Origin of the sequence: Variovorax sp. MHTC-1, assembly GCF_003984645.1 — a bacterium.
Classification (GTDB): Bacteria; Pseudomonadota; Gammaproteobacteria; order Burkholderiales; family Burkholderiaceae_C; genus Variovorax.
In genome coordinates this window covers 254,699-274,993 of record NZ_RWKI01000006.1, presented here as the reverse complement: position 1 = coordinate 274,993, position 20,295 = coordinate 254,699, and the positions used below count along the sequence as shown (strand labels likewise).

Genomic DNA, 20,295 nt, shown 5'->3' with positions numbered 1-20,295 from the left:
CGCCATGGACTTTTCCGCCTTCGACTTCCAGGGCCGCCACGTGTTCGTGGCCGGCGGCTCCAGCGGCATCAACTTCGGCATCGCGCAGGCTTTTGCGCGCGCCGGCGCGCGCATCACGGTGGCGAGCCGCTCGGCAGACAAGGTGGCGACGGCGGCGCAGCAGTTGGAGGCCCTCGGCACGCAGGCGCTCGGCATCCCGGCGGACGTGCGCCAGCCCGAGGCGCTGGAACGCGCCTTCGCGCAGGCCGCGGAGCGCTTCGGCCCCATCGACGTGCTGGTCTCGGGCGCTGCCGGCAACTTCCTCGCCAGCGCGCTCGACATGTCGCCCAACGCCTTCAAGACGGTGGTCGACATCGACCTGCTGGGCAGCTTCAACGTCGCCCGGCTGGCGCACCGGCACCTGCGCCAGCCCGGCGCCTGCGTGATCCAGATCTCCGCCGGGCAGGCCTTCATTCCCACGCCCTTCCAGGCCCACGTGTGCGCGGCCAAGGCGGGCGTGGACATGCTGACGCAGGTGCTGGCGCTGGAGTGGGGTCCGCAGGGCATCCGCATCAACTCCATCGTGCCGGGGCCGATCGCCGACACCGAGGGCCTGAAGCGCCTCGCGCCCACCGACGAGACGATGGCCGCGATGGCGCAGCGCGTGCCGCTGAAGCGCCTGGGCCGCATCGAGGACATCAGCCGGATGGCCATGCTGCTGGCAAGCGACTGGGGCTCCTACATCACCGGCGCGGTCATTCCGGTGGATGGCGGGCTCGCGCTGACCGGCCCGCGCGACTTCACTGCGGCGGCCGCCGCCTCGAAGCGGGAGAAGGCATGAGCCTGCACCTGGCAAGCGCCCCGCCGCAGGAGGAGGGTGGCAAGCCGCGCAGCGGCCCGCAGCGCTACGTCCCCTTCTCCGAGCACCTCGGCCTGCGGGTCGAACGCGCCGACGGCGGCGAAGCCGTGGTGTCGGTGGAACTGCGTCCCGAACTGCTGAACAACCACGCCAGCGGCCACGGCGGCGTGCTGATGACCCTGCTCGACAGCGCGATGGCGCATGCCGCGCTCTCGCGCATCGCCTATGCGCGCGAGGTCGTCACCGTCGACATGCACATCGCCTTTATGCGGCCCACAAGCGGGCGGCTGCAGGCGGAGGGACGCGCCACCGGCGGCGGCCGCTCGGTGTGCTTCTGCGAAGCCACCGTCACCGATGCGAGCGGCGAGGTGGCGGCGCGCGCCATGGGCACCTTCCGCTACCGCGACGCGGCATGAGCGTTTCGGCCAATCGTTTTGGCCCGATCCGCGATTGTTGAAACGGCTGCGGCGGCCGAGACTTCTCCCATCCACTCAGGAGCTTCCATGACACGTATGCAGCGCCCCGTCCACGTGGTCGGCGTGGGCATGATCCCCTTCACCAAGCCCGGTGCCAGCGACCCCTACACCGTGATGGGCGCGCGCGCCGCGAAGCTGGCGCTCGACGATGCGGGCGTAGCCTACGCCCTCGTGCAGCAGGCCTACGTCGGCTATGTCTACGGCGATTCCACCGCCGGCCAGGCGGCCATCTACGGCGTCGGCCTCACGGGCATCCCGGTCTTCAATCTCAACAACAACTGCTCGACCGGCTCGAGCGCGCTGTTCCTCGCGCGCCAGGCGGTCGAGAGCGGCGCGGTCGAATGCGCGATCGCGCTCGGCTTCGAGCAGATGCAGCCCGGCGCGCTCAAGGGTGCGTACGACGACCGTCCTTCGCCGATGGCGCGCTTCGCCGAGGTGATGACGCAGAAGCAGGGCTTCATCCCCGAAGCGCCGCGCGCGGCGCAATTCTTCGGCGGCGCCGGCCGCGACTACATGGCGCAGCATGGCATCCGCCGCGACACCTTCGGCCGCATCTCGGTGAAGGCGCGCCAGCATGCGGCGCGCAATCCGCTGGCGGTGTTCCGCCAGACGCTGACGCTGGACGAGGTGATGGCCTCGCCGCTGGTCTTCGACCCGCTCACCCGCTTCCAGTGCTGCCCGCCCACCTGCGGCGCGGCCGCGGCGATCGTCTGCTCGGGCGAGTTCGCGAAGAAGCACGGCCTGGACATGCGCGTCGTGATCGCGGCGCAGGCGATGACCACCGACACGCCATCCACCTTCGAGAGCCAGGACATGCGCAAGCTGGTGGGCTACGACATGACGGCCGCGGCGGCCAGGCAGGTGTACGAAGACGCCGGCATCGGGCCGGAGGAGCTGGACGTGGTGGAGCTGCACGACTGCTTCACCGCCAACGAGCTGATCACCTACGAGGCGCTGGGACTCACGCCCGAGGGCACGGCGGAGCGCTTCATCGTCGAGGGCGAGAACACCTACGGCGGCCGCGTGGTGACCAACCCGTCCGGCGGCCTGCTGTCCAAGGGCCATCCGCTCGGCGCCACCGGCCTTGCGCAATGCGCGGAGCTGGTGTGGCAGCTGCGCGGCCGGGCCGAGCAGCGCCAGGTGGAAGGCGCGCGCCTCGCGCTGCAGCACAACCTGGGACTGGGCGGCGCTTGCGTCGTCACGCTCTACCAGCGCAGCTGAAAACAATGATCGATCGCCGCCACATCGGCCACACGCTGCCGCCTTTTCAGGTGGAGGTGGAGAAGGGGCGCTTGCGCTTCTTCGCCAAGGCTACCGGCCAGACCGACCCGGTCTACATCGATGAAGCTGCTGCACGCGACGCCGGGCATCCGGGCCTGCCGGTGCCGCCCACCTTCCTTTTCTGCCTGGAGATGGAATCGCCCAACCCGGCCGCGATTCGCGACCTGCTGGGGATGGACTACCGCAGCCTGCTGCACGGCGAGCAGGGCTTCAGCTACCACGCGATGGCCTATGCGGGCGACACGCTGCGCTTCCAGCAGCGCATCGATGACATCTACGACAAGAAGGGCGGGGCGCTGGAGTTCGTGGTGCGCAAGACGCGTGTGAGCAATCAGCGCGACGAACTGGTGGCCGAGCTGCATTGCGTGACGGTGGTGCGCAATGGATGAATTCGGAACTGCGTTGTTGTCGCGGCGGGATCAGGCCGCCGGGGCATGCTGCTCCGTTCGTGTCCCCCGTCGGCCTGCGGCCGCCTCCTCCTTTACCTCACTGCGCAGCACGCCCCACCGGCCCGATCCTTCGAGCGTCGCGGGTGTTCGACGGCTGAGAACGCGCGGCGCGTCCAAGCCGAGGGCGGCGGGTGCCCGATGGAGCGAAGTAAAGGAGGAGGAGCGGGCGCAGCCCGCTCCGGGGGACATGAGCGGAATCGGGCACCCGGTGCCCTCGGCTCGCCCCAACCGTCAAGGCGAGAGGCCAACCCAATGACCACCACCACCCTCCCGGACTGGAACACGCTGCAGCCCGGCGACACGCTCCCTCCGCTGGAACTGCCGCCGATCAGCCGCCTCACGCTCGCGCTGTACTGCGGCGCCTCCGGCGACCACAACCCGATTCACGTCGACACCGACTTCGCCCAGTCCGCAGGCATGCCGGACGTGTTCGCGCACGGCATGCTGTCGGCCGCCTGGCTCGCGCGGCTGCTGACCGACTGGGTGCCGCAGTCGGCCATCCGCTCGCTCGATGTGCGCTTCGCCGCGATCACCCACGTGGGCGAGCGCATCACCTGCACCGGCCGGGTCCACGAGAAGTTCGAACACGAGGGCCGGCGCTGCGTGCGGCTGCACATCGCGACGGCCAACCAGGACGGCATCACCAAGCTGAGCGGCGAGGCGCTGGTCGCCTGGTCCTGACCCAGGAAGAAGGAGAGACAACACATGAACCGCAAACTCGAAGGCAAGGTTGCCATCGTCTCCGGCTCCGGCCGCGGCATCGGGCGCGAGATCGCGCTCAAGCTGGCGAGCGAAGGGGCCAGCGTCGTCATCAACGACCTCGACGCCGAACCGGCCGCGCAAACCGTCGCCGACATCGTGGCCGCCGGCGGCCGCGCCATCGCCTGCGCCGGCAGCGTGACCGACAGCGGCTTCGCCGATCGCTTCGTGCGCACCGCCGTCGACAGCTACGGCGGCCTGGACATCATCGTCAACAACGCCGGCTACACCTGGGACAACGTGGTGCAGAAGATGACCGACGAGCAATGGGAAGCCATGCTCGCGGTGCACCTGACCGCGCCCTTCCGCATCCTGCGCGCCGCCTCCAACTTCATCCGCGATGCCGCCAAGCGCGAGGCCGACGAAGGCCGCGAGGTGTTCCGCAAGGTGGTCAATATCTCGTCCACTTCCGGCGTGTACGGCAACGCGGGCCAGGCCAACTACGCAGCGGCCAAGGCCGGCATCAACGGCCTGACCAAGGCCATGGCCAAGGAATGGGGCCGCTACAAGGTCACCGTCAACAGCGTCGCCTTCGGCCTGATCAAGACCCGCCTGACCGAGGCCGATGCCAGCGCCGGCGCCAGCATCGACATCGAAGGCCGGCAGATCAAGGTCGGCGTCAACCCGCAGATCCTGAAGAACGCCGAAGCCCTGATCCCGCTCGGCCGCGGCGGCACGCCGCAGGAAGCGGCCGGCGCGGTCTACATGTTCTGCATTCCGGAATCCAACTACGTGAGCGGCCAGGTGCTGGTCTGCGGAGGCGGGCGGCCGTGATGAACCCCAGCCGGCCGTGGATGACGGACGAACTGGAGATGCTGCGCGACAGCGCGCGCCGCTTCTTCGAACGCGAGTGCGTCCCCAACGAAGCACGCTGGCGCGCGCAACACCATGCCGACCGCAGCATCTGGACCCAGGCCGGAGCAGCCGGCCTGCTGTGCGCCAGCATCCCCGAGGAATACGGCGGCGGCGGCGGCAGCTTCCTGCACGAGGCGGTGATCTGCGAGGAGCAGATGCGCGCCATGGCGCAGGGCTTCAGCAACAACGTGCACAGCGGCATCGTCGCCCACTACCTGCTGGCCTACGGCACCGAGGAACAGAAGCGCCGCTGGCTGCCCCGGATGGCCAGCGGCGAGCTGGTGGCGGCCATCGCGATGACCGAGCCCGGCGCCGGCACCGACCTGCAGCGCATCAAGACGCAGGCGCGGCGCGATGGCGGCGATTGGCGCATCAGCGGCAGCAAGACCTTCATCACCAACGGCATGCACGCCGGCCTGGTGTGCGTCGCGGCGAAGACGGATGCCGCCGCGGGCGGCGCCAAGGGGATCTCGCTGCTGATGGTGGAAACCGAAGGCACGGCCGGCTTTCGCCGCGGGCCGCTCCTGGACAAAATGGGCCAGAAGACGCTGGACACCACCGAGCTCTTCTTCGACGACGTGCGCGTGCCGGCCGAGAACCTGCTGGGCGCCGAGGAGGGCTGCGGCTTCCCGCAGCTCATGGCGCAGCTGCCGCGCGAGCGCATGCTGATTGCCGTCGGCGCGGTGGCGACCATGCAGCGCGCGATCGGCGACACGCTCGAGTACGTGCGCGACCGCCAGGTGTTCGGCGAGCCCTTGCTGAAGATGCAGAACACCCGCTTCAAGCTCGCCGAGTGCGAAACGCAGGCGCAAGTCGCGCGCGCCTTCGTCGACGACTGCATCGCGCGCCTGATGCGCAACGAGCTCGACGTACCGACCGCGGCCATGGCCAAGTGGTGGACCACCGACGCCTGCTGCCGCATCGTCGACGAGTGCCTGCAGCTGCACGGCGGCTACGGCTTCATGAACGAGTATCCGATCGCGCGGCTCTATGCCGATGTGCGCGTCGGCCGCATCTACGGCGGCGCCAACGAGGTGATGAAGGAAATCATCGCCCGCGCCATGGAGAAGCAATGATGGTGAGCGCCGCACGGCCGCCCGAAGGCGCGAAGGCCCCCTTGGGGGGCAGCGACCCACACGCAGTGGGGGAGCGTGGGGGAACTGTTTCCGAGCGTGCGCATTTCCGCTTCTGGCCAAAGGGCGTCGCGCGCGAGCTGGTCGTGCCGCAGGCGACGCTGCCGGAGTGCCTCGAGCTCGCCGCGCGGCGCTATCCGCGGAAGGCTGCGATCGTCTACTGCGGCAGCGTCATCCGCTATGCCGAGCTCCAGCAGCGCGTGGCTGCGATGGCAGCCTGGCTGCGCGACTCGCTCCAGCTGCAGCGCGGCGACCGCGTGCTGGTGGCCAGCCAGAACTGCCCGCAGTTCGTCGTCGCCTGCTACGCGATCCTGCGCGCGGGCGGCGTCGTGGTGCCGGTCAATCCCATGAGCAAGGCCCTGGAGGTGCGCTACTACGCCGAGGACAGCGGCGCGCGCATCGCGTTCGTGGCGCAGGAGCTGCTCGATCACTTCGAGCCGGGCTTGTTCGACCGGATCGTCGTGCACGCCTATGCGGAGGCCGTGGGGGACAGCGCCGACGACATTCCGGATTGGGTGCTCGAGCCGCTGCGCCCGATCTCCCGGCCCGATTGCGCAGGATGGGCCAGCGTGCCGGCCGCCGGCGATGGCGCCGACTCCGGCATCCGCCCCTCGGACCTCGCCATCCTGCCCTACACCTCGGGCACCACCGGCCACCCCAAGGGCTGCATGCACACCCACCAGACGGTGATCGCGTCCCTGGCCGCCTCGCATGTCTGGAAGGGCCTGCATTGCGAGACCGTGATGCTCGCGGTCGCACCGCTGTTCCACATGCTCGGCCTGCAGAACGGCATGAACATGCCGATCTTCCTGGGCGGCACGTCGGTGATGCTCCCGCGCTGGAATCCGGCCCTGGCCGCGCGGCTGATCGAGCGCCATCGCGTCAGCGCGTGGACCGCCCCGCCGGCGATGATCCTGGACTTCTTCTCGCATCCCGAGGCAGCGCAGCGCGACATCTCCAGCCTGACCCTGCTCTCGGGCGGCGCTGCGGCGATGCCGGAAGCGGTGGCAGCGATGATGCAGCAGCGCTACGGCATCACCTACAACGAGGGCTACGGCCTGACGGAGACGGCCTCCTTCCTGCAGGCCAACCCGCTCGCGCGCGGCAAGCGTCAATGCCTCGGCATCCCGGCGCAGGGCGTCGACACCCGCATCGTGGACCCCGAGACGCTGAAGGAACTGCCGCAGGGCGCGGTCGGCGAGCTGGTCACCCATGCGCCGCAGAACACCATCGGCTACTGGCGCAACCCGCAGGCCGACCGCGAAGCCTTCTTCGAGCTGGAGGGCAAGCGCTTCTTCCGTACCGGCGACCTGGCGTACGTCGACGAGGAAGGCTACTTCTTCATGCGCGACCGCCTCAAGCGGATGATCAACAGCTCGGGCTACAAGGTCTGGCCGGCCGAGGTGGAGAACATGATGTACGAGCACCCCGCGATCCACGAGGCCTGCATCATCGGCGTGCCCGACGCCAGGCAGGGTGAGGCGGTGAAGGCGATCGTCTCGCTCAAGCCCGGCTTCCGCGGCGACGTGACCGAGCAGGACATCGTCGATTGGGCACGCGGCCGCATGGCGGTCTACAAGGCGCCCCGTGTCGTGGAATTCATGGACGAGTTGCCCAAGTCGGGCACCGGCAAGATTCTCTGGCGCGAGCTGCAGGAGCAGCACCGCGCCGGGGCGGACAAGGAATCCGAATGAGACATCCGGCTTCGACCTTGTCGATGGATGCGGTCTTACTCCCTCCCTCTCTGGGGGAGGGTGGGGGTGGGGGCACTGGGCCTTTGGATCGTTGCTGTTCTTTGCTGAGGCCGGAGCCGGGAGTTCGCCCCGGCGGGCGAGTTCCCGGCTCCAGCCTCCAGATCAAGCGCAACGTACGAAATCAAAGGCCCAGTGCCCTCACCCCAACCCTCTCCCGGAGGGAGAGGGAGAAAGTCACCAGCACGGAACTTGCCCTATGACCGACAACCCCGTTCGCTTCGAACGCCGCGGCACCACGGCCGTCGTGACCCTCGACAACCCCGCCACCCGCAACTCGCTCACCCCCGAGCTGAAGGAGGGCCTGGCCGCCGCGATCGCGCAGGTCAGGGCCGACAGCGGCATCCGTGCCGTGGTGATCACCGGCGCCAACGGCGCCTTCTGCGCGGGCGGCGACCTGCGCGGCATCGCCGCCGCCGGCACGCTGGAAAGCGACGGCCTGCGTGCGCGCATGCAGGGCACGCACGCGATCTTCCGCGAGCTGCTGTCGCTGGACCGCCCCGTCATCGCCGCGGTGGACGGCGCGGCCTACGGCGCCGGCTTCAGCCTGGCGCTGGCGGCGGACTTCGTGCTGGTCACGCGGCGCGCCCGCTTCTGCATGGTCTTCATGCGCATCGGGCTCGTCCCGGACTGCGGCGCTACCTACACGCTGCCGCGCATCGTCGGCGCGCAGCGCGCGCGCGAGCTGTTCCTCTCGGCCAGGGAAGTGGACGCGTGCGAGGCGCTGGCGCTCGGCATCGCCATGGAGCAGCACGAGCAGGCCGCGCTGCTGCCGCGGGCCCTGGCCCTGGCGGACAGCTTTGCCGGCGCCTCGCCGCTGGCCGTGGGCCTGGTCAAGCGCATCGCGCTCGACGCGGGCGCCATGGAAGCCGCCTTCGAGGCCGAGGCCAACGGCCAGGCGCTGTGCTTCCAGACCACGCCGCACCGCGAGGCGGTGCAGCGGTTTTTCGACAAGGAACCGCCGGCCTTCCAGTGGCCGGCGCGCACGGACAAGGAGTGAAACGCATGAACAGGATGGTGGAGAACAAGGTCGTCGTCGTCACCGGCGCCGGCGGCGGCATCGGCCGCGACATCGCGCTGGCGATGGCGCGCGAAGGCGCCCGGGTCGTGGTCAACGACATCGGCGCCTCGGTCGGCGGCGAGGGCCAGGACGCAGGTCCCGCGCAGGCCGTGGTCGACGAGATCAAGGCCTTCGGTGGGCAGGCCGTAGCCAACACCGACAGCGTGTCGGAGCCGGCCGCTGCGGCGCGCATCGTCGGCACGGCGGTGGAGGCCTTCGGCCGCATCGACGTGGTGGTCAACAACGCCGGCATCCTGCGCGACCGTTTCTTCCACAAGATGAGCGCGGAAGAGTGGGATGCGGTCATCAAGGTGCACCTGTACGGCAGCTTCTACGTGAGCCGCGCCGCGGCCACGCACTTCAAGGAGCAGGAAAGCGGCTGCTTCGTGCACATGACCTCCACCTCCGGACTGGTCGGCAACTTCGGCCAGGCCAACTACAGCGCGGCCAAGCTCGGCATCGCGGCGCTGTCGAAGTCCATCGCGCTCGACATGCAGAAGTTCCATGTGCGCTCCAACTGCATCTCGCCCTTTGCCTGGAGCCGGATGATCGGCTCGATCCCGACCGAGACGCCCGAGGAGCAGGCGCGCGTCGATCGCCTGAAGCAGATGACGCCCGCCAAGATCGCGCCGCTCGCCGTCTGCCTGGCCAGCGATGCGGCGAAAGAGGTCAACGGCCAGATCTTCGCCGTGCGCAACAACGAGATCTTCCTCATGAGCCAGCCGCGGCCGGTGCGCTCGGTGCACCGCAGCGAGGGCTGGAGCCCGCAGACCGTGGCCAGCCATGCGCTGCCTGCATTGAAGGCGAGCTTCCACGACCTGGAGCGTTCGGCCGACGTGTTCAGCTGGGACCCGGTCTGAGGACGCGCATGACGACGCAGACGATTCACGAAGGCGTGCAGGCCTTCCATCAGCGCGAACTGGATGCCGGCCGCTTTCTCCTCCAGTGCTGCGGCGGTTGCGGCCGCCACGTGTACTACCCGCGCGAAGGCTGCCCGCACTGCGGCAGCACCGCGCTGGAATGGAAGCGCTTCAGCGGCCTCGGCACCGTGCATGCCGTGACGACCGTGCGGCGCAGGCCCGTGGATGGCGGCGACCTCAACGTCAGCCTGATCGAGCTCGACGAAGGCGTGCGGCTCATGAGCCGCGTGGACAACCTTGTGCCAGATGCGGTTCGCATCGGCCAGCGCGTCAGGGCACGGGTGCAGGTGAAGGACGGCCGCGGCCTGGTGCTGTTCGATGCCATCGAAGGAGCCAACTCATGAACGCCGGATTGAAGGCGCTGCGCGGCAGCGCCGCGATCGCCGGCGTCGCCACCTTCGGCTGCGGCGAGACGCCCGGCTTCACCGACATGGAACTGCTGGTGCGCTCGGCCCATGCGGCCGTCGCCGACGCCGGCTTGACGATGCGCGATATCGATGGCCTCTGCACCGCCAGTGCCTCGGCCGCGATGTGGACCCTGCCGGTGGTCGAGTACCTCGGCCTCAACCCGCGCTATATCGACGGCACGATGCTGGGCGGCAGCAGCTTCATCGCGCACCTGCTGCCCGCGATGCAGGCGATCCGCGCCGGCCAGTGCAGCGCGGTGCTGGTCTGCTACGGCAGCGCGCAGCGCAGCGCCGCCTTCGGCCGGCGCGAGATCGTGGCGGCGCGCCGCTTCCTCGACCCGCAGCCCTACGAGCATCCCTACGAGCCGATGCTGCCGGTGTCGGCCTATGCACTGGCCGCCTCGCGCCACATGCATGAATTCGGTACCACGCGCGAGCAGCTTGCCGACGTGGCCGTGGCCGCGCGCGCGTGGGCGCGGCTGAATCCCGAGGCCTTCATGCGCGAGCCGCTCACGCGCGAGGAGGTGCTGGGCGCGCGCATGGTGTCGGACCCGCTCACCGTGCGCGACTGCTGCCTGGTCACCGACGGCGGCGGCGCCTGCGTGCTGGTGAGCGCCGAGCGCGCGCGGGATCTTCCGAAGAGGCCGGTCTACGTACTCGGCAATGCGACCGCGGTGTGGAACCGGCAGATCTCCTCGATGGCGGACCTTACCGTCACGGCCGCGAGCCAGTCGGGCCGCGAGGCCTTCGCGATGGCGGGACTCGCACCCAGGGACATCGACGTGGTGCAGCTCTACGACGCCTTCACCATCAACACGCTGCTGTTCCTCGAAGACCTGGGCTTCTGCCCGAAGGGGGAGGGCGGCCGCTTCGCCGCCGACGGCGCCATCGCGCCCGGCGGCCGGCTGCCGGTCAACACCAATGGCGGCGGGCTTTCGTGCGTGCACCCCGGCATGTACGGCATCTTCGCGTTGATCGAAGCCGTTCGGCAGCTGCGCGGCGAATGCGGCGAGCGGCAGGTGAAGAACGCGCACACCGCCATCGCCCATGGCAATGGCGGCATGCTGTCCAGCCAGGCGACAGCCGTTCTCGGCACCGCCGAAGCACTTTGAGGAAGCAAGCATGATCCGCGACCCGCAAACCCTGCAGGCCCTGCTCGACGCCGTCGAGCGCTTCGTGCGCGAACGGCTGGTGCCGGCCGAAGCGCAGGTGGCCGAGACCGACGACATCCCCGACGACATCGTGCGCGAGATGAAGGCGCTCGGCCTGTTCGGCCTGACCGTGCCCGAGGAATACGGCGGCCTCGGCGTGACCATGGAAGAGGAGGTGATGGTGATGCTGGCCATGGGCCAGACCTCGCCCTGCTTCCGCTCGCTCTTCGGCACCACGGTGGGCATCGGCTCGCAAGGCATCCTCATCGACGGCACCGAGGCGCAGAAGAAGAAGTACCTGCCGCTTCTTGCCACCGGCGAGCTGATCGCCTCCTTCGCGCTGACCGAGCCCGACGCCGGCTCCGACGCGGCCTCGCTGCGCACCACCGCCATCCGCGAGGGCGACCACTACATCGTCAACGGCACCAAGCGCTTCATCACCAACGCGCCGCATGCCGGCATCTTCACGCTGATGGCGCGCACGAATCCGGAAGACAAGGGCGCCGGCGGCGTCTCGGCCTTCATCGTGGAGGCGAACACGCCGGGCATCACCGTCGGCGTCAAGGACCGCAAGATGGGCCAGCGCGGCGCCCACACGGCCGACGTCATCTTCGAAGACTGCAAGGTACCTGCCGCACAGCTGATCGGCGGCCGCGAGGGCCAGGGCTTCAAGACCGCGATGAAGGTGCTGGAGAAGGGCCGCATCCACATCGCCGCCATCTGCGTCGGCGTGGCCGAGCGCATGCAGCGCGACGCGCTGAACTACGCCATCGAGCGCAAGCAGTTCGGCCAGCCCATCGCCGAGTTCCAGCTGGTGCAGGCGATGCTGGCCGACAGCCAAGCCGAGATCTACGCCGCGCGCAGCATGGTGATCGATGCGGCGCGCCGGCGCGACGAGGGCCGCAACGTCTCGACCGAGGCCTCCTGCTGCAAGCTCTTCGCCTCCGAGATGTGCGGCCGCGTGGCGGACCGCGCGGTGCAGATCTTCGGCGGCGCCGGCTACATCGCCGACTACGGCATCGAACGCTTCTACCGCGACGTGCGCCTGTTCCGGCTCTACGAAGGCACGACGCAGATCCAGCAGATCGTCATCGCCCGCAACCTGGTGCGCGAAGCGATGCGCTGAGTTTTTCCCACCCACCCGAGGAGACAGGACCATGAAGACATCGAAGATGCGAAGACTCTGCATTGCGGCCGGCCTGGCCGCGCTGCTGGCCGCGCCGGCCTTGGCGCAGACGGCCTATCCGAGCCAGCAGCTCAAGCTGATCGTGCCCTACCCCGCCGGCGGCGCCACCGATACCCTGGCGCGCACCATCGGACAGAAGCTGCAGGAAGCATGGAACCAGCCCGCGGTGGTGGAGAACCGGCCCGGCGCCGGCGGCACCATCGGCAACAGCTTCGTCGCCAAGGCGCCGGCCGACGGCCACACCATGCTGATCGCCATCACCGCGCTGATCCAGCAGCCGTCGCTCATGGAGAAGCTGCCCTACGACCCGCTGAAGGACTTCGCGCCCGTCACGATGATCGCGCGCAGTCCGAGCATGCTGGCGGTGCCGCTGGACTCGCCCGCGAAGGACCTGAAGAGCTTCATCGCGATGGTGAAGGCCAGCCCCGGCAAGCACAACTTCGGCAGCTACGGCGCCGGCACCTCCTCGCACATCCAGGGCGCGTTGCTGAACATGCAGGCCGGCATCGACCTGGTGCACGTGCCCTTCCAGGGCGCCGCACCGCTGGTGACCAACCTGGTCGGCGGCCAGCTGGCCTCGGCCTTCATCGACAGCGCCAGCGCGCGGCCGCATCTCAAGTCGATGCGCCCGCTTGCGGTGACCGGCACGCAGCGCATGCCCGGGCTGCCGGATGTGCCCACCTTCGCCGAGCTGGGCTACCACTCCTTCGACCCTTACGGCTGGTTCGGCGTGTTCGTGCCGGCGGCGACGCCGGCGCCGGTGGTGCAGAAGCTGTCGGACGAGATCGACCGCATCCTGCGCCTGCCGGAGGTCACGGCCAAGATCGAGGCGCTGGGCCTGCAGGTGGGCGGCGGCAAGCCGGAGGAGTTCCAGAAGATGGTGCGTGGCGACGCCGCCATCTACGCCAAGATCATCAAGGACGCCAACATCCGGCTCGCGCCCTGAGCCTGCGCGCGCGGCGCCGAGGCGCCCGCGATGCGCCCGCATGAAGAACGCACGACTGCGAGACTGCGTGTGTCACAAACCCGCTCTGCGAGACGTCTTATAACCATGGACGGCCGCATCGGGCGGCCGTCCAGTGGGTTGACAGACAAGCTGAACGAAAAGGACTCATCATGAAAATCGTAGTCATCGGCGGCAGCGGGCTCATCGGAACCAAGCTGGTGAAGAAGCTGCGCGAGCGCGGCCACGAGGTCGTCGCCGCGTCGCCCTCGCAGGGCGTCGATGCGCTGACCGGGGAGGGCCTGGCCCAGGCCCTGGCGGGTGCGCAGGTCGTCGTGGATGTGGCGAACTCGCCCTCGTTCGAAGACGCCGCGGCGATGGATTTCTTCGAGACCTCGGGCCGCAACCTGCTTGCAGCGGAGCAGGCGGCCGGCGTCGGCCACCACGTTGCGCTGTCGGTGGTGGGCACCGAACGGCTCCTCGAAAGCGGCTACTTCCGCGCCAAGATGGCGCAGGAAAACCTGATCGAGGCGTCGCCCGTCCCCTACACCATCGTGCGTGCGACGCAGTTCTTCGAGTTCGCCGGAGGCATCGCCCACACGAGCACCGAAGGAGAGACGGTCCGGCTGCCGCCGGCCCTGGTGCAGCCCATGGCGGCGGAGGACGTCGCAGAGGCGCTGTCGGAGATCGCGCTCGAAGCGCCGCGCAACGGCATGGTCGAGATCGCCGGGCCTGCGCCGCTGGGTCTCGACAAGTTCGTCGGGCAGTTCCTGAGCGCCACCGGAGACGCTCGCAAGGTGGTCACCGATCCCGCCGCGCTCTACTTCGGCTTGGCGCTCGACGACCGGTCGCTCACCCCGAGCAGGAGCCCGCGCCTCGGCAAGACCACCTTCGCGGACTGGCTCGGCCGGTCCAAGCAAGCACGATAGGGCGGTTGACCGAGGGCGCGAGAGGGTGCTCGGCCGTGGTCAATCCAGCATCAGGGCGGGAGTGCCGGTCGAAGCGACGCCAAGCGCTGTGCGGGCGCGTTCGAGCAACGCCTGCGCACCATCCAGATCGGCGGCGATGCCATAGACGATGTGGTCCGGACGCACCAGCGCCGCGCTGCAGTCCTGCGTTTCGAACCAGCGCGCGATGACGCCATCGGCCTCCAAGAATCCGATCAGGCCCTCCGCGTCTTCGACGTCGCACAGGCAGACTGCTGTCGCATGCAGCGACCGAAGATCGGCGGCCAGGCGGGCGAACTGTTCGCCCGAAGGCGCGTCGCGCAGGAACAGCAGGAAGCCGCGGGGCAGCAGGTCGTCCATCATCTGCGCGGCGCCTTCGGCGCCGAGCCGTCCCACCGCCTGAGGGAAAGGCGTCCCTGCGGCGCCGTGTCCGCCCTCGATCAGGCCGTGGCGCACGCCGGGCAGAAGGCTCTGGCGCAACTGCATCCTGACCTCGCCGCCTTGCTGCTCGCGCAGGGCGCGATCGCGCGCGGCAGCGCGTTCGGCGTCGCGCTCGCAGATGATCTGGCCCAGGCGCTTCACGGTGCGGGTGGTTTCCTCGACCTGCGGACCGCGCTCCGTGCCGTAGCTGTCCAGCAGCGCGTCGGGCGCCTCGCCCTGCAGCACCCGGTCGAGCTTCCAGGCCAGGTTGAGGGCGTCGCGCAAGCCCTGGCACATGCCCTGCGCCAGGAAGGGCGGCATCTGGTGCGCCGCGTCGCCGGCCAGCAGCACGCGCCCCCGGCGCCACTGCTCGAGCACGACCGCGTGGAAGCGGTAGGTCGCGGCCCGCCAGATGCGCGCCTCATGCGGCGCGAGCCAAGGCGAGAGCAGGGACCAGATCGCGTCGTGCGGCATCTCGCGCTGGCCCGCCTCGTGCGGCAGCAGCAGGAATTCCCAGCGCCGGTGAGTACCGGGCCCCACCACGTAGGTGCAGGGGCGCGCCGGGTCGCAGTACTGGATGTTGGTGGCCGGCAGGCGGGGGAGCGTGTCCTCGTTCACGTGCATGTCGACCACGATCCAGGGCTCGTCGAACTCCAGGCTTTTCAGGCCGAGGCCGAGTTGCTTGCGCACGGGGCTGGTGCCGCCGTCGCAGGCGACCACGTAGCGCGCCCGCAGCTGGCCCTGCGTGCCGTCCGGCGCCCGCGCTGAAAGCACCGCGTACCCGCCTTCCTCCTGGACCGACGTGACTTCATGGCCCAGATGGACCGATACCGAGGGCATCTCGCCCACCGCGCGGCGCAATGCGGCTTCGAGCGCCGGCTGGTTGAAGGTGTACGAAGGCGCCCAGGCCAGTGGGTAGGGCGAGGGGCCCATGTCGAAATGCTGGATCGGCTTGCCGTCGGCGCCCCGGTAGATCGTGGGGCGATAGGGCGTCATGTGGGGCGCCAGCGCGCCCGCGATGCCGATCTCCTGGAAGGTGCGCAGCGCCTCGTGATCCAGCGCGAAAGCGCGCGGCAGCGGATAGACCTGGTCGGACTTGTCGAACACGGCCACGCGCCGGCCGCGCCGGCCGAGCAGCGCGGCCAGCGATGCGCCGACCGGGCCGAAGCCGATGACGGCGACATCGACCGGCTCGCCGAAGGATTGATTCACTCGTTGTCTCCAAATGCAGGAAGACAAAATTGTGCATAAAAATACTTGTTATGCACCAAGGGTTCTCCCGGATGGAATTCGTCATCGCGCCGCAGAAAAATGCACAAAACCAGATTTGTGCACACAACCAAGGAGACACCAATGTCGATGATGAAAGCCGCCCGACTTCACAAGGTCGGCGCCCCGATGGAGATCGAGCAACTGCCTATTCCCAAGCCCGCCGCCAACGACGTGCAGGTGCGGGTGCATGCCTGCGGCATCGTGCCGAACCTGGGCAACATCCTGGCGAACTGGACCACCTGGTTCCCCGAACTGCCGCTGCCGCCGCTGCCCGCCGTCTTCGGGCTGGACCCGGCCGGCGAGGTGACGGCCGTCGGCTCCCACGTCCACACCTGGAAGCCGGGCGACCGCGTGTACGTGAACCCGAGCCTGTACTGCGGCGGCTGCCGCGCCTGCCGCAACGGCGACCTGATCAACTGCACGCACTACGCCTTCAGCGGCTACTTCGGCTTCTCGCAGAACTCGCTCAAGCTCTACAAGAACTATCCCTACGGCGGCCTGTGCGAATACATGATCGCGCCCCAGTACGCGCTGGTGAAGCTGCCCGACAACGTGAGCTTCAACCAGGCCGCGCGCTTCGGCTACCTGGGCACCATGTACTCGGCGATGCGCAAGGCCAAGGTGGGGCCCGGCCGCAGCGTGCTGATCAACGGCATCAGCGGCACGCTGGGCATCGGCGGCGCGCTGTTCGGCCTGGCGATGGGCGCCACGCGCATTCTCGGCACCGGCCGCAACAAGGAACTGCTCGAGCGCGTGAAGGCGCTGGCGCCGGACCGCATCGAGGTGTTCTCGAACGCGAACGGCGAGGCCATCGACGCGTGGGCGAAGGCACGCACCGACGGCCTGGGCGTGGACACCTTCATCGACGCACTGGGCCCGGGTGCGCCGCACGAGACCATGCAGCAGGGCGTTCGCGCGCTCAAGCGCGGCGGGCGCGCCTTCAACATCGGCGCCATCGCCGGCATGGTGGGCATGGACCTGCACACCATGATGGACGAGCAGCAGAGCATCGAGGGCTCGGCCTGGTTCACGGCCGGCGAAGGCCAGGACATGGCCGACATGGCCGAGGCCGGAACGCTCGACCTCTCGGTGTTCGAGCATGTCTGCTATCCGCTGGACCGCATCAACGAGGCGATCTCGGGCATCGCGACGCGCAACGGCGGCTTCAGCAACTTCGTCATCAACCCCTGAGCGGCGGAGTCCCATGAAACTTCTTTCGTTCATTCATCAGGGCCGCGAAACCTGGGGCGCCGTCGTCGGCGACGGCGTCGTCGACCTGGGCCTGGCGATGCCGCAGCATGCGAGCCTCGCCGACTACATCGCCTCGGGCGAGTACGCGCAGGCCGCGCAGCACGTGGAGGGCCTGGCCCCGGCCGCGAAGCTGGCGGAGATCCGCTTCCTGCCGGTGATCCCGCGCTCCGAGAAGATCATCTGCGCCGTGCGCAACTACATGGACCACCACCAGGAGGTGCTGGCCGCGGGCATGCAGCGCGAGCTCTCCGAAGAGCCGCCGATCTTCCTGCGCGTGTGGCGATCGCAGTGCGCGCACAACGAGCCCATCGTGCGGCCACGCGTGTCGGAGTCGCTCGACTGGGAAGGCGAGCTCGCGGTCATCATCGGCAAGGGCGGGCGCGACATTGCCGAAGCGCACGCCTACGACCACGTGGCCGGCTATGCCTGCTACAACGACGGCAGCGTGCGCGAGTGGCAGTTCCACGCCAAGCAGATCGCCTCGGGCAAGAACTTCGAATCGACCGGCGGCTTCGGCCCCTGGATGGTGACCGCGGACGAGATCGCGCCCGGGCGCGAGCTCAAGCTCGAGACCCGGCTCAACGGCGAGGTGGTGCAGTCCAGCCACACCGGGCACATGATCTTCAGCATCCCGAAGCTGATCAACTACGCCTCGACCATCTTCACGCTCACGCCCGGCGACGTGATCGCGACCGGCACGCCGGCCGGCGTCGGCTGGAGCAAGAAGCCGCCGCGCTTCATGAAGGCCGGCGACGTCTGCGAGGTCGAGATCGAGGGCATCGGCGTGCTGCGCAATCCGATCGTCGACCAGCCATCACAGTAAACAGGAGACCGATCATGAAAGTCAGGCGTGTCGTTTTGGGCGTGGGGGCGAACGGAAAGTCGGGCGTGCTGTCGGATGAGGTGGCACGACGCAACGTGGTGTTCAAGAGCGTGCCGGGGTTCGAGGCCACGTTGCTCTGGTCGACGACCGCGTCCAGCGAGGCGGGCAGCAAGGCGACGTTCAGCGATCCGGCCATGGAAGCAAACTTTCTTCCAGGTGTCGGCGAGTCGCGCCTCATGTTCGTGACCTTCCCTCCCGACTCCGTGATGATGAAGGAAGACTTCGATGGCGCTGCGTTCGGGGCCGAGTTCGGCCAGTTGCTGCCGGGGTTGGCGGAAACGTTCGAGCCCGATGCACCCGGCATGCACACCACCGACAGCATTGACTACGACGTGGTGCTGGAGGGCGAGATCAGTCTCGAACTCGATGACGGCCAAGAGGTCCTTCTGACGAAGCACGACGTCGCGGTGCAGCAAGGCAACCGGCATGCCTGGCGCAACAAGGGCGACAAGCCCGCCACGATGCTCTTTGTGCTGATGGGCAAAAAGCGCGCGGGCTGACGCCTGCTTGCCCGACGGCGCCGCGTCGCGCCGCCATTGCTGCGAATCGAATCTTCTCTAGCCCACGCTGGCGCGCCAGCCTGCGTGCCCCTGCTCTTCAAACTTTCAATCTCCCATGAGCACTTCCAAACAGGCAGACGACGCGAAGACCTTGATCGACCTCGAGCAGCAGCGCTGCAGCGCAATGATGAATGGCGATACCGAACGCCTTCGCGAACTGCTGCACCGCGATCTGATCCACGTCCACGCCAAAGGCCAGGTCGACGGCTTCGACAGCTACTTCAGCACGGGCGGGTTCAACGTTCGCTACCAGCGCGTCGAACGGTCGGAGCTCGTCGTGCGCGTCACGGGCAACAGTGCGCTGATGACAGGCCGCCAGATGCTGGTGGGTGTGCGCAAGAACGGCACCGGCACCGTGACCATCGACTCCCGTGTCATGCAGGTCTGGGTGAAGGAAGGAGAGCGCTGGCAGCAGCTCGCGTTCCAGACCACGCCCACCGAGATGAGTGTCGCCTGACTTCGGCATGCGCCGCGGCGGCTTCAGCAATCACGTCATTCACCCTTGAGTCAACTTCGGAGATATCCATGACTGCAAAGCCACAACGCCGCGACTTCGTCCGTGCTCTGGGAGGCGCCGCGCTGGCGGCTTCGGTACCCGGCGCCTTCGTGAGGGCGCAGGGCGCCGATGCCAAGATCAAGTTCGGCTGGGCGATCTCGAAGACAGGCCCGTTCGCCGGCGGCGCCGCGTCCGCGCAGCTTCCCAACTACCGCTTGTGGGTCGATGACGTCAACAAGGCGGGCGGCATCGCGGTCGGCGGCGCGAAGCGCCTCGTCGACGTCGTCGAGTACGACGACCGCAGCCAGCCGGAAGAAGCGGTGAGGGCTATCGAGCGCATGGTCAACCAGGACAAGGTCGACTTTCTCTTGCCGCCGTGGGGCACCGGAATGAACCTGGCCGTTGCGCCGGCGTTCCACAAGGGCAGCTTCCCGATGATCACGCCCACCTGCATCACCGATCAGCTGCCTCAACTCGTCAAGCGGTGGAACAACATGTTCTCGCTGCTCGGTACCCCGTCCAATTACTCGGATGCCATCGTCGGGCTGCTCGCGCAGATGCGTACCGACGGCAGGATCGGCAGCAAGGTGGCCATGGTGAACGTGACCGACCAGGGCGGCCTGGAACTCGCCGGCGCCGCGCGCAAATCGCTGAAGGCCGCGAAGTTCGAGATCGTGGTCGACAGCAGCTATCCGATCTCCACCCAGGACATGACGCCCCTGATTGCCGACGCGCAGCGCGCGAACCCGGATGTCTTCCTGGCCTTCAGCTACCCCCCGGATACCTTGGGCTTGACCGAGGCCGCGCGCGTGCGCGGCTTTAATCCGAAGGTGTTCTACGCCGGGATTGGAACAGCGTTGCCCCTGTACGTGGGAAAGTTCGGCGCCAACGCCGAAGGCGTCATGGGCCCGGGAGGCTGGAATCCGACTTCGGATGCCATCCGGGCCTACATCACCAGGCACACCGCGTTGATCGGGCAGCCGCCCGAGCAATGGGTCAGCGTTCTCTGCTACTCGGGCCTGCAGGCGCTCGCTCAATCGATCGAGAAGGTGGGCAGACTCGACCGGCCGGCCATCATCAAGACGCTGGGGTCGACGACCTTCGACACGGTCGCGGGGCCGTTGAAGTTCGATAACCATTTCATGGCGGGCGGCTGGACGGTCGGGCAATGGCAAGGCGGGACGTTCTCGGGAATTGCGCCGAGGAGATCGGGCGCGAAAGATCCCATCGCCAAGCCGGCCTGGAAGGCCTGAAGCC

At 68.5% G+C, this 20,295-nt stretch carries 21 protein-coding genes; 20 read left to right on the top strand and 1 reads right to left on the bottom strand.

All coding sequences use genetic code 11. From position 1 onward, the window contains the following. Nucleotides 1–4 precede the first annotated feature (4 nt). The 15 genes from EJI01_RS13155 to EJI01_RS13085 all read left to right on the top strand — a co-directional run bounded on the left by EJI01_RS13155 (nt 5) and on the right by EJI01_RS13085 (nt 14,138). Nucleotides 5–820, top strand: a complete 816-nt coding sequence (locus EJI01_RS13155) for an SDR family oxidoreductase (RefSeq protein WP_126837586.1) — start codon at nt 5–7, stop codon at nt 818–820. Beyond that, entirely contained in the window at nt 817–1,254 is a 438-nt protein-coding gene (locus EJI01_RS13150) for a PaaI family thioesterase (RefSeq protein ID WP_126837585.1), read from the top strand. Before EJI01_RS13155 ends, EJI01_RS13150 begins: the two co-directional genes overlap by 4 nt. A 96-nt stretch (nt 1,255–1,350) precedes the next feature. Then, on the top strand, nt 1,351–2,535 hold the full coding sequence (locus EJI01_RS13145; protein WP_185878910.1) for a lipid-transfer protein: 1,185 nt from the start codon (nt 1,351–1,353) through the stop codon (nt 2,533–2,535). A 5-nt stretch (nt 2,536–2,540) separates the two neighbouring features. Continuing rightward, nucleotides 2,541–2,984, top strand: a complete 444-nt coding sequence (locus EJI01_RS13140) for a MaoC family dehydratase N-terminal domain-containing protein (RefSeq protein ID WP_126837583.1) — start codon at nt 2,541–2,543, stop codon at nt 2,982–2,984. A gap of 312 nt (nt 2,985–3,296) precedes the next feature. Beyond that, a complete protein-coding gene (locus EJI01_RS13135; protein ID WP_126837582.1) occupies nt 3,297–3,725 on the top strand; it encodes a MaoC family dehydratase in 429 nt (142 codons plus the stop codon). Between the two features lie 24 nt (nt 3,726–3,749). Then, nucleotides 3,750–4,577, top strand: coding sequence for an SDR family NAD(P)-dependent oxidoreductase (locus EJI01_RS13130; protein ID WP_126837581.1), 828 nt, complete (start codon nt 3,750–3,752; stop codon nt 4,575–4,577). Beyond that, complete coding sequence (locus tag EJI01_RS13125; RefSeq protein WP_126837700.1) at nt 4,577–5,734, top strand: acyl-CoA dehydrogenase family protein; 1,158 nt, start codon at nt 4,577–4,579, stop codon at nt 5,732–5,734. The genes EJI01_RS13130 and EJI01_RS13125 overlap by 1 nt, the downstream gene beginning before the upstream one ends. Then, entirely contained in the window at nt 5,731–7,485 is a 1,755-nt protein-coding gene (locus EJI01_RS13120) for a long-chain-fatty-acid--CoA ligase (protein WP_260602436.1), read from the top strand. The genes EJI01_RS13125 and EJI01_RS13120 overlap by 4 nt, the downstream gene beginning before the upstream one ends. Before the next feature lie 256 nt (nt 7,486–7,741). Continuing rightward, nucleotides 7,742–8,542, top strand: coding sequence for an enoyl-CoA hydratase/isomerase family protein (locus EJI01_RS13115; protein ID WP_126837580.1), 801 nt, complete (start codon nt 7,742–7,744; stop codon nt 8,540–8,542). A 14-nt stretch (nt 8,543–8,556) separates the two neighbouring features. Beyond that, complete coding sequence (locus tag EJI01_RS13110) at nt 8,557–9,462, top strand: SDR family NAD(P)-dependent oxidoreductase (RefSeq protein ID WP_126837698.1); 906 nt, start codon at nt 8,557–8,559, stop codon at nt 9,460–9,462. 8 nt (nt 9,463–9,470) lie between these two features. Further along, nucleotides 9,471–9,866: a Zn-ribbon domain-containing OB-fold protein gene (locus EJI01_RS13105; protein ID WP_126837579.1), complete on the top strand. Its 396-nt coding sequence runs from the start codon at nt 9,471–9,473 to the stop codon at nt 9,864–9,866. Next, a complete protein-coding gene (locus tag EJI01_RS13100) occupies nt 9,863–11,041 on the top strand; it encodes a thiolase (protein WP_126837578.1) in 1,179 nt (392 codons plus the stop codon). Before EJI01_RS13105 ends, EJI01_RS13100 begins: the two co-directional genes overlap by 4 nt. 10 nt (nt 11,042–11,051) lie before the next feature. Continuing rightward, on the top strand, nt 11,052–12,206 hold the full coding sequence (locus tag EJI01_RS13095; RefSeq protein ID WP_126837577.1) for an acyl-CoA dehydrogenase family protein: 1,155 nt from the start codon (nt 11,052–11,054) through the stop codon (nt 12,204–12,206). A gap of 31 nt (nt 12,207–12,237) precedes the next feature. Continuing rightward, nucleotides 12,238–13,212 carry a Bug family tripartite tricarboxylate transporter substrate binding protein gene (locus EJI01_RS13090; RefSeq protein ID WP_126837576.1) on the top strand — a complete coding sequence of 325 codons (975 nt, stop codon included), beginning with the start codon at nt 12,238–12,240 and terminating at the stop codon, nt 13,210–13,212. Nucleotides 13,213–13,382: 170 nt separating this feature from the next. Further along, the gene (locus EJI01_RS13085) at nt 13,383–14,138 is read left to right on the top strand and encodes an SDR family oxidoreductase (RefSeq protein ID WP_126837575.1); all 756 of its coding nucleotides are present in this window, start codon (nt 13,383–13,385) and stop codon (nt 14,136–14,138) included. A gap of 39 nt (nt 14,139–14,177) precedes the next feature. On the opposite strand, the gene EJI01_RS13080 is transcribed toward EJI01_RS13085, so the two are convergent. Further along, nucleotides 14,178–15,788, bottom strand: a complete 1,611-nt coding sequence (locus EJI01_RS13080) for a bifunctional 3-(3-hydroxy-phenyl)propionate/3-hydroxycinnamic acid hydroxylase (protein WP_185878908.1) — start codon at nt 15,786–15,788, stop codon at nt 14,178–14,180. A gap of 141 nt (nt 15,789–15,929) precedes the next feature. Between EJI01_RS13080 and EJI01_RS13075 the strand changes: the two genes are divergently transcribed. The 5 genes from EJI01_RS13075 to EJI01_RS13055 all read left to right on the top strand — a co-directional run bounded on the left by EJI01_RS13075 (nt 15,930) and on the right by EJI01_RS13055 (nt 20,291). Further along, entirely contained in the window at nt 15,930–17,039 is a 1,110-nt protein-coding gene (locus EJI01_RS13075; RefSeq protein ID WP_126837573.1) for an alcohol dehydrogenase catalytic domain-containing protein, read from the top strand. 13 nt (nt 17,040–17,052) lie between these two features. Continuing rightward, complete coding sequence (locus EJI01_RS13070; protein WP_126837572.1) at nt 17,053–17,922, top strand: fumarylacetoacetate hydrolase family protein; 870 nt, start codon at nt 17,053–17,055, stop codon at nt 17,920–17,922. Between the two features lie 14 nt (nt 17,923–17,936). Then, nucleotides 17,937–18,482, top strand: coding sequence for a cupin domain-containing protein (locus tag EJI01_RS13065; RefSeq protein WP_126837571.1), 546 nt, complete (start codon nt 17,937–17,939; stop codon nt 18,480–18,482). 115 nt (nt 18,483–18,597) lie between these two features. Next, a complete protein-coding gene (locus EJI01_RS13060; protein ID WP_126837570.1) occupies nt 18,598–18,999 on the top strand; it encodes a nuclear transport factor 2 family protein in 402 nt (133 codons plus the stop codon). A 68-nt stretch (nt 19,000–19,067) separates the two neighbouring features. Then, nucleotides 19,068–20,291 (top strand): amino acid ABC transporter substrate-binding protein, encoded by a 1,224-nt coding sequence (locus tag EJI01_RS13055; RefSeq protein ID WP_126837569.1) that lies wholly within the window; start codon nt 19,068–19,070, stop codon nt 20,289–20,291. Nucleotides 20,292–20,295: the final 4 nt, after the last annotated feature.